The organism is Kitasatospora sp. NPDC043949, assembly GCF_056435365.1.
In genome coordinates, this window is record NZ_JBWKEQ010000055.1 from 37286 (window position 1) to 51693 (window position 14408).

General features: G+C 73.6%; 10 protein-coding genes. 6 read left to right on the forward strand and 4 right to left on the reverse strand.

Annotation, left to right across the window (positions count from 1 at the left end):
- Positions 1 to 8: 8 nt before the first annotated feature.
- The 3 genes from AC07AL_RS32210 to AC07AL_RS32220 all read right to left on the reverse strand — a co-directional run bounded on the left by AC07AL_RS32210 (position 9) and on the right by AC07AL_RS32220 (position 4843).
- Positions 9 to 2303, reverse strand: a complete 2295-nt coding sequence (locus tag AC07AL_RS32210) for an ABC transporter ATP-binding protein (protein WP_478319139.1) — start codon at positions 2301 to 2303, stop codon at positions 9 to 11.
- A 188-nt stretch (positions 2304 to 2491) separates the two neighbouring features.
- Positions 2492 to 2833: a DUF5132 domain-containing protein gene (locus tag AC07AL_RS32215; RefSeq protein WP_363587269.1), complete on the reverse strand. Its 342-nt coding sequence runs from the start codon at positions 2831 to 2833 to the stop codon at positions 2492 to 2494.
- A gap of 309 nt (positions 2834 to 3142) precedes the next feature.
- On the reverse strand, positions 3143 to 4843 hold the full coding sequence (locus AC07AL_RS32220; protein WP_478319141.1) for a DUF885 domain-containing protein: 1701 nt from the start codon (positions 4841 to 4843) through the stop codon (positions 3143 to 3145).
- Between the two features lie 353 nt (positions 4844 to 5196).
- On the opposite strand from AC07AL_RS32220, the gene AC07AL_RS32225 reads away from it, so the two are divergent.
- The 6 genes from AC07AL_RS32225 to AC07AL_RS32250 all read left to right on the forward strand — a co-directional run bounded on the left by AC07AL_RS32225 (position 5197) and on the right by AC07AL_RS32250 (position 13039).
- Entirely contained in the window at positions 5197 to 6231 is a 1035-nt protein-coding gene (locus AC07AL_RS32225) for a 3-oxoacyl-ACP synthase III family protein (RefSeq protein WP_400989595.1), read from the forward strand.
- Between the two features lie 87 nt (positions 6232 to 6318).
- Entirely contained in the window at positions 6319 to 7914 is a 1596-nt protein-coding gene (locus AC07AL_RS32230) for an ABC transporter substrate-binding protein (protein ID WP_478319143.1), read from the forward strand.
- Between the two features lie 65 nt (positions 7915 to 7979).
- Positions 7980 to 8942, forward strand: a complete 963-nt coding sequence (locus AC07AL_RS32235) for an ABC transporter permease (protein ID WP_363587273.1) — start codon at positions 7980 to 7982, stop codon at positions 8940 to 8942.
- 7 nt (positions 8943 to 8949) lie between these two features.
- Entirely contained in the window at positions 8950 to 10917 is a 1968-nt protein-coding gene (locus tag AC07AL_RS32240) for a dipeptide/oligopeptide/nickel ABC transporter permease/ATP-binding protein (RefSeq protein WP_478319144.1), read from the forward strand.
- Positions 10914 to 11705 carry an ABC transporter ATP-binding protein gene (locus AC07AL_RS32245; protein WP_363625564.1) on the forward strand — a complete coding sequence of 264 codons (792 nt, stop codon included), beginning with the start codon at positions 10914 to 10916 and terminating at the stop codon, positions 11703 to 11705. The genes AC07AL_RS32240 and AC07AL_RS32245 overlap by 4 nt, the downstream gene beginning before the upstream one ends.
- Positions 11702 to 13039: an NAD(P)/FAD-dependent oxidoreductase gene (locus AC07AL_RS32250; protein WP_478319145.1), complete on the forward strand. Its 1338-nt coding sequence runs from the start codon at positions 11702 to 11704 to the stop codon at positions 13037 to 13039. Before AC07AL_RS32245 ends, AC07AL_RS32250 begins: the two co-directional genes overlap by 4 nt.
- Here AC07AL_RS32250 and AC07AL_RS32255 read toward each other — a convergent pair.
- Entirely contained in the window at positions 13029 to 14117 is a 1089-nt protein-coding gene (locus tag AC07AL_RS32255; protein ID WP_478319147.1) for an alpha/beta fold hydrolase, read from the reverse strand. The two genes, AC07AL_RS32250 and AC07AL_RS32255, sit on opposite strands and share 11 nt — an antisense overlap.
- Between the last annotated feature and the right edge of the window lie 291 nt (positions 14118 to 14408).

Below are 14408 nucleotides of genomic sequence, written 5' to 3' on the forward strand. Positions count from 1 at the left end.
TGCTGCGGTCAGGCGGCGAGTTCGCCGGCCTGGAGCTGCCAGAGGGATGCGTAGAGTCCGTGCTGGGCGAGGAGTTCGTCGTGGGTGCCCTGTTCGGCCACGACGCCGCCCTTGTCCATGACGTAGATCCGGTCGGCGTGGCGGACGGTGGAGAGCCGGTGGGCGATCACGACCATGGTCCGCTCGGCGGCGAACCTCCGGAGCGTGCGCTGGATGGCGGCCTCGGTCTCGTTGTCCACGGCGGAGGTGGCCTCGTCGAGGATCACGACCGGCGCGTCCTTGAGGATCGCCCGCGCCAGGGCGATCCGCTGCCGCTGGCCGCCCGAGAGCGCGGCGCCGCGTTCGCCGATCAGGGTGTCGTAGCCGTCCGGCAGCGTCGCGACGAAGGCGTGCGCCTCGGCCATCATGGCCGCCTTGACCACGGCCTCGTCCGAGGCGCCGAAGCTGCCGTAGCGGATGTTGTCGGCGATGCTGCCGTCGAAGAGGAACGGGTCCTGGGCGACGAACCCGACCGCGTCCCGCAGGTCCCGGCGCGGCAGGTCGCGCACGTCGCGCCCGTCGAGCAGCACGGCACCGGACTCCGCGTCCTGGAAGCGCATCAGCAGCTTGGCGACGGTCGTCTTGCCGGAGCCGGTGGCGCCGACGAGGGCGGTGACCTGGCCTGCGGGAATGGTCAGCGAGAGGTCCTCCAGCACCGGCGGGCGGCCGGGGTAGGCGAAGGTCACTCCGTCGAGGACGATCTCGCCCCGCACCTTCCCGGTGTCGAGCGGTCCGCCGATGCCCTCTGCCTCGACGGGCAGGGCCCGCAGGTGGTGGACCCGGTCGTAGGCGGCGAGCGTGCGCTGGTACTGGTCGACGATGCCGCCGAGTCGGTTCATCCGCAGCAGCACCATCTGGGGCAGCCCGATCAGCGGGCTGAACACCTCGAACGGCAGGCTGCCGTTGAGTACCGACCGGCCGCCGATCAGCAGGGTGCCGGCCATCGAGCTGGTCGTGCAGACCCGGACGGTCTCGGCGTGGCGGATCGTGCTCCGGTCGGTCCGCTCGTTGCTCTCCTGGGCCACCGCGCTCAGCCGGTCGATGCGCTCGGCCTCGTAGTCCTCGGTGCAGAAGCTCTTGACGGTGGCGCCGGCCTCCAGGCTGTTGACCAGCTGGCTGTGCAGCCTGGCCCGGTTCTCACCGGAGACGGCGTAGTCGGCCGTGACCTTCTCCTGGTAACGGAGCGACAGCCAGGCGATGACCGGGATGGGCAGGAACGCGATCCAGGCGATCTGCGGTGCCAGCAGCAGGAACACCGGCACCAGGATGGCCAGGCTGGTGCCCAGCTGGAGCACGTCGTTGGCCGAGGTGGTGAAGAAGGCGCCCAGCTGGCGGACGTCGTCGGTGAGCACGCCGGCGATCCGGGTGGTCCGTTCGCCTTCCAGGTGCCGCAGTTCGAGGTGCTGGACGTGATCGTACGTGCGGCTCCGCCAGTCGTGCTCGATGTCCTGGCCGAGTCGGCGCCACTGGAGGTTCGAGGAGTAGGAGAGGCCCGCGACGGCGGCACAAGCGACGGCCACCAGCCCTGCCAGGCCCCAGAGTTGGGCGGACGCGGTGGTCAGACCGATGCGGACCAACGGCGCGGCCTCGCCCTTGATGAGGACCAGAGCCGTCCAGCCGAGGAAGGTGGCGAGCGCCATCTCCGCGACCTGGCAGGCGACCGAGAGCGCGGAGGCGCGGAAGAGCCGGCGCCGGTGCGGTCCGACGACCTCCAGCAGGGGGTGGCGTTCGGTTCCGGTCCCGGCCGGCTCGCCGGCCGTGTCGGCCGTTCCGCGCCAGGCCTTCCGAAGGACGGCCACGGTCGCGGTCGCGACCCCGCCGAGTGCCACCAGTTGCCTGCTCAGCGCCGACCCCCGGATCAGCGCGACGCCGGCAGCCACCCCGCCGCCGACGGCGAGGACCGGTCGCACGACGAGGCCGCGGTCCGGGCGCGGGGCCGGTGCGGCGGGCCGCGCCGACGCCGGACTCACCGTCCCGGTCGGCCCCTGCACGACCAGGGCGACGGCCCTGCGGACGATCCGGCCGACGTCCACGGCGCGCACCCGCGCGTCGTGCCGGACGAGGACTCCACCGGTGACCGGACTCGCCTGCGCCTCGGTGATCCCGGGGACGCGCCGCAGGGCGGCGGCGAGGATCTCGGCCGTCCGGGGCCGTCCGAGGACCGGCTTGACGTCCCAGCGCTGGCGCCCCGGGATGACCGAGCGCGGGCGCACGTCCGAATCCACGGGAAGGTTCCCGGCTGCTGCGGCCAGCAGAGATGGCATGTGTACGATCACCTGTTTGCGGAGGTCGCGGATGGACCGTCATTGGGCATGACGGAGCACCGCGGCAAATGGAAAGTCTGAAGGGGAAAGCGATACGGCCGACGGGGCGGCGGTAGCTGCTCGGGCACATCTTCCGAGACCGTTCGAAACATGCGCCCGAGCGACTGATCGGTCCGCGGGGCGGAGCGTCAGGGAGTCTTGCCGGCGCCGACGGTCGCGGTCGCGCGGATCTTCGGGGCCCTCGACTCGTGCTCGACCCGGTGGACGGGCTCGGTCTTGTCCTTGTGCGGGACGGGGCCCTCGGCGGCCCGGTGGTGCTCGTCGGAGGTGATCTGCGCGGCCACCATGTCGGCGGCCACCTCGGCCGCGAGGTCGTGGATTCCCTCTCCGGCCTCATGGGCCGCCTTCTTCACCTCCATGGCGATGCCGACGGACGTCTTGACGACGCCACGGACCAGCGGCTTGAGGAGCCGCTTGGCCAGCGGCGCGACGATGAGGCCGATCAGGAAGGGCGGTACTACGGGCGGCATGATGCTCCAACCTCTCTACGCAGACGGATGACAGGGGACCCCGGGGGCACTGCGAACTCCGGAGCACACACAACAGGGCGGACGGAAGCACCCATGTCCGAAATTCTTCGTTCCCGTGCCGGATTCCCTGCTGGGCCGAAAATTCCTCTGGGGTCCACCGCCCGCTCCCTGGCCACCGTAGTCGAGCCAGGTCCACCGAGAGCAAACGTCCTTGGCGGAATTCACCCGTGCGAGTGCTTTAAATCCAATCCGCCTCCACGGGCTGGAATATGCATACTCACCAAATAAGCCAATTATCCTATTTAACTATCAGGTCCCGTCCTGGGCCCCTCGTTCCACCCGTCGGCGCAACACGGGGAACGGCAGCCCGCCACCACCCAGCACGGCCTCGTGGAAGGTCCGCACCTCGAAACCGGCCCCCTTCTCGGCCTCCGCCCGGGCCCGCAACCGAACGAACTCCAGGTAGCCCGCACGGTAGGACAGCGCCTGCCCGGGCAGGTCCGTCGAGTACCGCAGCAGGTCCGAGGCGATCTGGCCGTCCGCCTCGGTGGAGTTGGCGCGCATGAAGTCCCGGGCCTGCTCCAGGCTCATCGTCCCGAGGTTGAGCCCGGTGTCCACGACGAGGCGCTGCGCGGTGAATCGCTCCTGCGCAAGGCGCCCGTAGGCGTCCCAGGGGTCGTCGTAGAGGCCCATCTCCCAGCCGAGGCCCGCCGCGTACTCGGCCCAGCCCTCGTTGAAGGCGCCGAACTCGGCCACCTCACGACGCAGTTGCGGCAGCACGCGGTTCTCGGCCTGCCGGGCGAGGTGGAAGTGGTGCCCGGGGGCCAGCTCGTGGTGGATCAGGGAGGCCGCGCCGATCAGCGAGCGCCCTTCCAGACCGGAACCGTTGTAGCGGTAGCGCCCGATCGGGGCGGCCGGAGTGGGCAGCTCGTAGTACCCGAAGGTCATCCCCGCCTCCAGCGCCGGATCCAGCCGCGCCAGTCCGTACGGCGCGGCCGGCAGCACCGCGAACCAGCGCGGCAGCAGCGGGGCGAGCCGGTCGAGGTAGCCGCGATAGCGGGCCTCGACCTCCTCGGGAGTCCGCGCGTAGAGCCGGGGCTCGGTGCGCAGCCGCTCGTGGAACTCCCCCTCCGGGCCGTGGAATCCGAGGGCGGCTCGGGCCTCCCGCATCCGCTCGGCGAGCTCCCGGCACTGCTCCCGGCCGAGCTCGTGGAGCCGCTCGGGCGGCGTGTCGCCCCCGCTGTGGATCCGGACGAACTCCCGGTACGCCTCCTCACCGCCTTCATACCGGGCCCAGCCGACGGCCTGCGGCGCCTCGCGCTGGTAGTCCGGGTCGTCGAGGACGGCGCGCAGGCCGTCGAAGGCCGGCAGCAACTCGGCTTCCACCAGCCGCCGCACGCCGCTCCGGACCCGTCCGCGCTCGGCCGGCCCCAACTCACCGAGCCGGGCCTCGTCCACCTCCACGCGCTCCGCCACCGACGCCCGCAGGCCCGCGAGGGTGGCGCGCACCCCGGGCAGGGCCGGAGCGGGCACCCGGAAGCCGCGCGCGGCCTGCCCCGCCGTCTTGTCACCGATCGAGCCGACCACCCGGGCCAGCTCGCGCACCAGCACCAAGTACCGTTCGGCGTCCGCTGGTTCGCCGAACCGGTGGCTCCGCAGGGCCGCGTCGACGTACTGCGACAGCGGGAACAGCCGGTACGGCGTGGCCGCGGGCGTCAGCCAGTAGCAGCGGTGGGCGCGCACCTCCTGCTCGGCCAACCCCGCGAGGAATCCGACGGTGTCGGCATCGGTGCCGGACAGCTCCGCGCCGTCGAGCGTCCGCGCCCGGGCCAGCACCTCCTCGGCGAACCGCGCCCGTTCCTCGGCCTCGGCGGGCGACGCTCCGGGGAGCGTCTCGACCGGGAGCCCCTGGCGGACTCTCAGCAGTGGATCGCGCTCCAGCAGGAACTCCCAGTAGCGGTCCGCCAGATGGCTCGTCGCCCGGCCCGGCTCGTTCGTCCTCGCGCTCATGCGGCCAGTGTGGCGGTGCCGGGCCTGCCGCCCCACCCGGTCGCCCGAAACAGCGGCCTCGGTATCCCCCGAACGGATGAGGCGGCGGGTTTCGCCCCCGACCCGTGCAGAAGGCGACCGCATCAACCGGAGCCCCGGGATGTCACCGTGCGCACGGACGTTCTGATGAGCTTACTTGTCCCCGGTCGGCGCGCCGGGAGGGTCGGCTGTGCGTGCGCCGCATCCGGTTTCCGGGATCGCGGCGCCCTCATCACCCGGACCGCCCGCCGTAGCGTGCTCGGCGACCCCTGCGCCTCCGGCCGCCGCCACACCGCCCCGGAGGTCCTGATCGCGCCCGAGCGGAGCACCGTCGCATGACCGTCACCCAGGACAAGCCCCTGCACCACCACACCGGCGCGGGGTTACCCGCCCCGTTCGCCGTCGCGGGGACCGGGGTGCACCTGCCCCCGACCGTCGTCACCAACGAGCAGCTGACCCGCTCCCTCGACACCAGCGACGCATGGATCACCAGCCGCACCGGCATCCGTGAACGCCGGCGCCTGGCCCCGGACCTGGCCACCTCCGACATGTGCGTCGACGCCGCGCACCAGGCCTTGGACGCGGCGGGCACCGCCCCCGCCCAGTTGGACGCGGTGATCGTCGCCACCTACACCTGGGACCAGCCCCTGCCCTCCACCGCGCTGATCGTCAAGGACGCCCTGGGCGCCCACCGAGCCCTGTCCCTGGACGTCACCCAGGCGGCCTGCGCCTCCGGCGTCCAGGCCGTACTGATCGCCGCCCACCTCCTCCAGAACCCTTCCATCACCACCATCCTGGTCCTCGCCGCCGACTGCGCCTCCAGGATCACCGACCCCACGGACCGCACCACCGGCGTCTTCTTCGGCGACGCCGCGGCCGCCGTCGTGCTCACCCGCTCCGAGACCGCCGGCGCGGGCCTGCTCTCCTACGACCTGGGCTCCCAGCTCTCCTACGACGTCCAGGTCCCGGCCGGCGGCTCCCGGCTGCCCACCAGCGCGGCCACCCTGGCCGCCGGCGCCCACTACCTGCGCATGGACGGCCGCTCCGTCTGGAACACCGCCACCACCCGCCTGCCCGAGAGCATCACCAGCGCCGCCCGGCAGGCCGGCGTGCCGCTCGACGAGATCCGGCACTTCTTCCTGCACCAGGCCAACCTGAACCTCCTCACCGAAACCGTGAAGGCCATGGGCGTCCCTCAGGACCGCGTCCCCGTCACCGTCGACCGGCTCGGCAACACCGGATCGGCCGGCCTGTTCACCGCACTCCACTCCACCGTCGCCGCGGGCGGCCTGCGACCGGGCGACACCTACGTCCTGTCCGGGATCGGCGCGGGCTTCCAGTGGGGCACCCTCTGCCTCCGGCACGCCTGACCCCGACCACCGTGCCACATTCGAACACTCTTACCGGGCAAGCGAGTTGACTCGCCAGTGGCAGAACTCGGTGGCACCATGACGGCCATGCCCCGTCGTACCCCGCCGCCCGTCCGGACGGCCGCCGCCACCGTCCTGGCCGCCGCACTGACCGTCACGGTGGCCGGCTGCGGGGGCGCGGCCCGTCCCTCGACGAGCACCCCGCTCGCCGAACACGGGACCGTCCGGATCGCCGCGTCCAGCGAGACGCCGAGCTTCGACCCGTACACGGCCTTCGGCGCGGCCCAGGCCCGCTACGCCTACGACTCGCTGGTCAACGTCTCCGCCGACGCCACCCTGGTCTCCGGCCTGGCCTCCTCCTGGGAGGCCACCACCACCACGGCCGTCTTCACCCTCCGCCCGGGGATCACCTGCTCCGACGGCACCCCCCTCACCGCCACGGCGGTCGCCCGCGCGCTGACCTACGCCGGAGACCCGGCCAACCAGCTCGCCGGCGCCCAGACCGTCCTGCCCAGCGTCCCGTACACCGCGAGCGCCGACGACGCGACCGGCACCGTGACGGCGACCACCACCACCCCCTTCCCGTTCCTCACCCGCACCATCGGCCTGCTGCCGATCGTCTGCCCCGCCGGCCTCGACCGGCCCCGGACGCTGGACCGCTCCACCCGGGGCACCGGACCGTACGTGCTGACCCACTACACCCCGGGCGGGCCGTACGAGTTCACCGTCCGCGAGGGCTACACCTGGGGCCCGGCCGGCGCGACCACCGCGGAGCCCGGCCTGCCGGCCCGCCTCGTCATCTCGGTGGTGCCCCAGGCCTCCACCACCGCGAACCTGCTGCTCACCGGGGACGTCGACATCGCGGACGTGAACGGGCCGGACCGCACCCGGCTCACCGGCCACGGCCTGTCCACCACCGACGTGGCGACCGTCGTCGGGATGACCTTCTTCAACCAGCGCCCCGGCCGGCCGCTGGCCGAACCGGCCCTGCGCCGGGCCCTGGTGTCCGCGCTCGACCGCCAGGGCCTCGCCAACGTCGCCGTCGGCGGCACCGGCACGCCCGCCACCGACTTCGGCGCCGAGGGCGCCGTCTGCCACGCCGACCTCGCCGCCGCCAACCTGCCCGCGCAGGACGCCACCGAGGCACTGCGCGCCGCCGGCTGGACCCGTGGCCCGGACGGCCGGCTGACCAAGGACGGCAAGCCGCTCCGGCTGCGCCTGATCACCAGCCCCGACCTCGGCCCCACGCTGTCACCCGTCGCCGAACTGATGGCCCGGACCTGGACGGTGCTGGGCGCGGACGTCAAGCTGGTCACCGAGAGCCTGCCCGCACTCGTCAACGCCATGTACCAGACCGGCGACTTCGACGTCGTGGTCGGCACCTCCCCCGGCTTCGCCCTGCCCATCGGCTTCATCCCCTTCTTCTCCGGCCCGCCCCCCGCCCAGGGCCTCAACTTCGCGGGCGTGGCCAACCCCGAATACGACGCCCTGGTCGCCCAGGCCCTCCGGGAACCGGACACCGAAGGCTGCGCCACCTGGAACCGGGCCGCCGCCGCCCTCTTCCGATCGGCCGACGCCCTGCCGATCGCCGACGGCCGGAGCAGCGTGTACGGGCGCAGCACCACCTTCGCCACCACCTTCGGCGGCCAGCTCGTCCCCACCAGCATCCGCCTGCACCGATGACCGGGGGAACCCGCGTGACCGTACCCCGCCGTTCGCCGCCTCTGCCGCATCTGCCGCGGCACCTCATGCCCCGTCTCCTACGGCACCCGTGGACGGCGTTCCTCGGCCGGCGCACCGCCCGGCTGCTCCTCTCGCTCGGGGTCGTGCTCACCGCATCGTTCGCGATGATCCGCCTGGTGCCCGGAGACCCGGTCCGCGCGGCGCTCGGCGTCGACGCCTCCCCCGCCCTGGTGGCCGCACGCCGGCACCAACTCGGGCTCGACGAACCCTTCCTGGCCCAGTACCGGCACTATGTCGACGGCCTCGTGCACGGCGACCTCGGCACCTCGCTGGTCACCTCGACACCGGTCGCGGAGCTCGTCCGCACCCGGCTGCCGGCCACCCTGGAGATCGCCGGCCTGGCCTTCCTCGTCACCCTCGCCGTCGCCCTGCCCGGCGGCCTGCTCGCCGCCGTCCGCACCCGGGACGGCCGGCACCCGCGCAGCGAACTGGCGTTCACCACGCTCACCGCCGGCCTGGCCGGGATCCCCGACTTCGTCCTGGCCGCCGGGCTCACCGCGCTGCTGGCCGTCGGCCTCCAACTGCTGCCGGTGGCCGGCACGGCGGGCGCCGGGTCCTTCGTCCTGCCGGTCCTCGCGCTCTCCGTGGCGCCCACCGCCGTCCTGGTGCGCATCGTCCGGGTGGAGGCGCTGAAGGTGCTGTCCGAGGACTACCTGCGCACCGCCCGCGGAAAGCGGCTGTCACCGCTACGCCGTTACCTACGGCACGCGGCGCCGAACATGGCCACCGCCGCGCTCACCGTCGCCGGAGGCCTGCTGCCCGCCCTGATCGCCGGCACCGTGCTGGTGGAGAAGGTCTTCGCCTGGCCCGGCATCGGTTCGGCCCTGGCGCAGTCCGTGAGCTCGCAGGACTACCCGGTGATCCAGGCGATGGTCCTGATCCTCGGCACGACCGTCCTGCTCGCCGCCCTCCTGGTCGACGTGCTGCTGGCGCTGCTCGACCCGCGCTCGACGATCCGGGAGAGCTGAGGTGCCGATGCCCCTTCCCACCAGGTACCTCCGCTCGCCCATGGCCTGGGCCGCCACCGCCATGCTGGCCTCTCTGATCGTGCTCGCGCTGGCGGGCCCGCTCGTCTGGGGCGCGGCGGCCGACCTGCCCGACCCCTCGGCGGTGCTCCAAGGCCCCTCCACTGCCCACCCCTTCGGCACCGACAACCTCGGACGGGACCTGCTCGCCCGGGTCCTGACCGCCACCCGGCCCTCCCTGCTGCTCGCGCTGGCCGCGACCGCGATCGGCGCGAGCACGGGCATCCTCCTCGGCGCGTCCACCGCCGTCGTCGGCCCCCGCGCCCGCCGCCTGCTCGCGGCACTGATCAACCTCCTGCTCGCCTTCCCCGCACTCCTGGTCGCGCTCTTCCTCGCGGTCGTGTTCGGCGCGGGCGCGGCCGGGGCGATGCTCGCCCTCGCCGTCGCCGGTGTACCCGGCTTCGCCCGGCTCGCCCAGACCCTCGCCGCCGCCGTCGCGGGCACCGACCACCTGGCCTCCGCCCGGGTCCTCGGCCTGCGCCGGCACCGGCTGCTGTGGCGGCACGTCCTGCCCAACATCGCCGAACCGCTGCTGCTGAGCGCGACCACGGCGGCGGGCACCTCCCTGGTCGCGCTCTCCGGGCTGAGCTTCCTCGGCCTGGGCGTCCAACCGCCCGGCTACGACTGGGGGCAACTGCTCAACCAGGGGCTCGACCGGATCTACGCACAGCCGCTGCCCGCCCTCGCCCCCGGCCTGGCCATCCTCTACGCGGCGGTGACGTTCCAACTGCTCGGCGAGGTCCTGGCCGGAGGCGCCGCCCGGCGCAACCCGGCGGACCGTACGGACCGTACGCCCCGGCGACGGATCGCGCCGGGTGGGCCGAGTGCACCGAGCGGGCCGAGCGGGCCGAGCGGGCCGAGTGCACCGAGCGGGCCGAGCGGGCCCGACGAGGACGGCCTCGTCCTCCACGTCGAGGAGCTGAGCGTCGAACTCCCCACCCCGGAAGGCGTGATCCGGCCGGTCCGCGGCGTGAGCCTCTCCCTGCGGCCGGGCGAGATCGTCGGACTCGTCGGCGAGTCCGGCTCCGGCAAGTCGCTCACCGCGCTCGCGATCGCCGACCTGCTCCCCGAGCGCGCCCGGGTATCCCACCGCACCCTCCGGCTGCTCGGCGCCGACCTGGACGCCATGACGCCGAAGCAGCGCGACCAGCACCTCGCGACCGGCCTGGCGATGGTCTTCCAGAACCCGGCCACGGCACTCAACCCGTCACTCCGGATCGCCACCCAGCTCACCGAGGCACCCCGCACCCATCTCGGCACGAGCCGCACCCAGGCCCTGCGCGATGCCGCGGACGCCCTGCAACGGGTGGCCCTGCCCCCCGCCCTGCTACGGTCACGCCCCCACCAGCTCTCCGGCGGCCAGCGCCAGCGCGTGATGATCGCCGCCGGCCTGATGATGCGGCCCGGCCTGATCATCGCCGACGAACCGACGACCGCCCTCGACACCACCGTGCAGCGGCAGATCACCGAACTGCTCTCCGACCTGCGGCGGGACACCTCCGCCGCCGTCCTGTTCATCAGCCACGACATCGCGCTCGTGAGCGGATTCTGCGAACGCGTCCTGGTGATGTACGCGGGCTCCGTCGTCGAAACCCTCCCCGCCGACCGGCTCGCCACCGCCGCCCGGCACCCCTACACCCGGGCCCTGGTCGCCTCGGTACCGGACCTCACCGCGGACCGCGACCGGCCGCTGCCCACCGTGGCGGGCGCGCCGCCCGACCCGATCGCACCCGCCCCGGGCTGCCCGTTCGAGCCCCGCTGCCCGTACCGGCAGGACCGCTGCGCCCGGGAGGCTCCGCAGCTGGACGACGTCGACGCGCTCCAGCGGGTCGCCTGCTGGTACCCCCCGCCGGCGCCGGCAGAGACGGACCGGGCGACGGAACATACGGAACATCAGGTGGAGGCGGACCCGTCATGACCAGCCTGCGGCTCTGCGACCTCACCGTCCGCCACCACGGCCCGCGCGGCCCCGTCACCGCCGTGGACCGCGTCTCACTGGAGGTCCCGGCCGGCACCACGCTCGGGCTCGTCGGCGAGTCCGGCTCGGGGAAGTCGACCCTGGCCCGCGCGATCGTCGGGCTCGCCCCCGTGCACGGGGGCCGGGTCCTCGTCGACGGCCAGGACGTCCGGGTCCGTACCGTCCGTGCCCGGCGCCGGCTCGGCCGCCTGGTCCAGATCGTCCTCCAGGACCCGGACACCGCGCTCGACCCCCGGATGACCGTCCGCCAGACCCTCGTCGAGGCCGCCACCGTCTTCCAGTGGCTCGACCGGCACGCCCGTACCGAGCGCGTCGCCGCGCTGCTCGACCTCGTCGGACTGGACCCCCGGCTCGCCGGCCGCCTGCCCCGGCAGCTGTCCGGCGGCCAGCGCCAACGGGTCGCCGTCGCCCGCGCCCTGGCCGTCGGACCCGGACTCCTGATCGCCGACGAGATCACCTCGGCACTCGACGTCTCGGTACAGGCGTCCGTCCTCAACACGATCCGCGAACTCCGGCAACGGCTCGGCCTGTCCATGCTGTTCATCGGCCACAACCTGCCCGCGGTCTGCTACGTCTCCGATACGGTGGCGGTGATGCAGCGCGGCCGGATCGTCGAAACGGGCCCCACCGACGCCCTCCTGCGCGACCCGCAGCACCCCTACACGCGCGAGCTCCTCGCCGCCGTCCCCCGCCTGTCCGGCCCACCGCCCTCCCGGAGGTCCCGATGACCGTCGACCGACCCGACGCGGTGGTGGTCGGGGCCGGGGTGATCGGCACCGCCGTCGCCCTCGAACTCGCCCGCACCGGACGGCAGGTGGTCGTGGTGGACAAGGCCGGCGCGGCCGGCCACGGATCGACCGGCGCGTCCAGCGCGATCGTCCGGTTCAACTACTCCACCTTCGACGGCGTCGCCACGGCCTGGGAGTCCCTCCACCTGTGGGCGTCCTGGCCCGAGCACCTCGGGCTCACCACCGACCGCCGCCCGCTCGCGGCCTTCCGCCGCACCGGCGCCGTGCTGCTCGACGCGCCCTTCCCCGAACCCGCCGACACCGCGGCCCTGTTCGACCTGGCCGGCGTCCCGTACGAACGGTGGGACACCGCGACCCTGCGCGGGCGCCTGCCCGGGATCGACGCCGGGCGGTACTGGCCGCCGAAGCCCGTGGACGACGACGCCTTCTTCGACGGCCCGGCCGGTGAGCTCGGTGCCCTGTTCACCCCGGACGCCGGGTTCGTCGACGACCCGCAGCTCGCGGCCCAGAACCTCGCCGACGCGGCGGGCGAGCTGGGTGCGCGCTTCCTGTTCCACCGCACCGTGGTGGCCGTCGACCGGCACGCGGACCGCGTGGCAGGCCTCCATCTGGCCGACGGGGCCCGGATCGCCGCGCCGGTCGTGGTCAACGCCGCCGGCCCGTGGTCGGGAGGCCTCAACCGGCTGGCGGGTGTCGGCAGCGACTTCACCATCGGTGTACGCCCCCTGCGCGAGGAGGTCCACCAGATCGCCGCGCCCGACGGCTCCACCACCCGCCTCACCAGCGGCCCCACCGCCCGCCCCGGGCCGGTTCCGGTCGTCGCCGACCTCGACCTCGGCACCTACCTGCGCCCGGTTGCCGGGGGCCGCCTGCTCATCGGCGGCACCCAGCCGGCCTGCGACCCACCGGAGTGGATCGACGACCCGGACGAAGCCGACCCGCGCCCCACCGCCCACCGCTTCCGGACCCAGGTGACCCGCGCGGCCCGCCGCTTCCCCGGGATCACGGTCCCCAGCCGGCCCGTCGGCGTCGCGGGCGTGTACGACGTCGCCGACGACTGGACCCCGATCTACGACCGCACCGCCCTCGACGGCTACTACGTCGCCATGGGCACGAGCGGCAACCAGTTCAAGAACGCACCGCTGGTGGGCCGCTACCTCTCGACCCTGATCGACCTGGTCGAGGCCGGCCACGACCATGACGGCGACCCGGTCCGCTACCGCTGCGAGCACACCGGCAACGTCGTGGACCTGGGCGCGTTCTCCCGCCGCCGCCCGGTCCGGACCGGCTCCGCCCGCACGGTCATGGGCTGAGGGTGCGCAGTTCGCTCACCAGATCCGAGACCACCCCGACCACGAACCCGGGCTCCTCGGTCGGGAAGTCATGGCCGGTTCCCGTCGGCGTGTGCACCACCCGGGACGCGGTCGACGCCGCCAGGTAGCGGGTCCGGGCCCCGAGGTAGAAGCGGGCCATCCGCTCGGCCTCGGCGGCGTCACCGGCGGCGGCCAGCACCGGCTCCCCGCCCGTGAGGTCGCGGGGTATGACCAGCACCAGCGGCAGGTCGCCGAGGTCCCCGTCGTAGACCACGGTCTCCCAGCCCACCTCCGCCAGGCCGACGGGCGAGAGCTCCGCGAAGATCGACGCGGCGGCGCAGTACTGGCCGGTCCGACTGTCCCGGCCCCGGCCCCGGTGAACACCGAACAGGTGCCGCACCGCCGTCAGCAGGAACTCTCGGCGCATGCCCGCGACCAGCCGATTGGGCGGCGCGAAGGCGATGACCTCCAGGGGCGTCGGATCCAGCAGCACGAGTCCGGCCACCACGTCCGGCCGCCGCCTGGCGGCATTCGCGACCAGCAGCCCGCCGAAGGAATGGCCGACGAACACGTACGGGGCCCGCTCCCCCGCCGCCTCCAGCGCGGCCACCAGCTCCTCCGCCTCGGCCGCCGTCGTCCTCGGGAAAGGCCCGACGTCACTCCAGCCCGAGCCGAACCGGTCGACCAGCACCGAGCGGGTCCGGGCCGCCATCATCGCGTGCAACTGCCCGAACTCCTCGCCCGGCGCGTGCCCGCCCGGCATCCAGACCACCGTCGGCCCATCCCCGGCAACCCCCTCGGCGAGGACGTGCATCCGGCGTCCGCCCACCCCGACCAGCCGCCCCGGCGCCCCGCCCGCCCCCGCGCCCCGGCCGACCAGCACCAGATGCCGCACCGCGCCGACCGCCAATACCACACCCACAGTCACCACTAAGCACCCGAGTGCCACCAGCCATCCCGCACCGCCCCCGACCAGCCCGACCCCCACACCCACCACCAGCACCGCGACCGGCACTCCCGCCCAGTCCCGGCTCAGCGACGCGAGCAGGGCATCCGCCACCCGTCCGTTCCGGCGCATCGGTCCTCCACGGCATCCGAGAGGCGACCTCTCCCCCTGTTCTTCCCCCATCCCCCCACTCCGACGCACCCACACGAACACATATTCGACATGGCAGGCCCTGCCCGCCCTGCGCCCCACCCACCGCGCGCCCCGCCGCCGTGTCGCTGCCCATCGGAGAGGAGCCGGCCACCAGGCCACATCTCCACAAATGCAAAGAACCCCCATCCGGTTTCCCGGATGGGGGTTCTCTGTGAATGATTGTTCGGCGGCGTCCTACTCTCCCACAGGGTCCCCCCTGCAGTACCATCG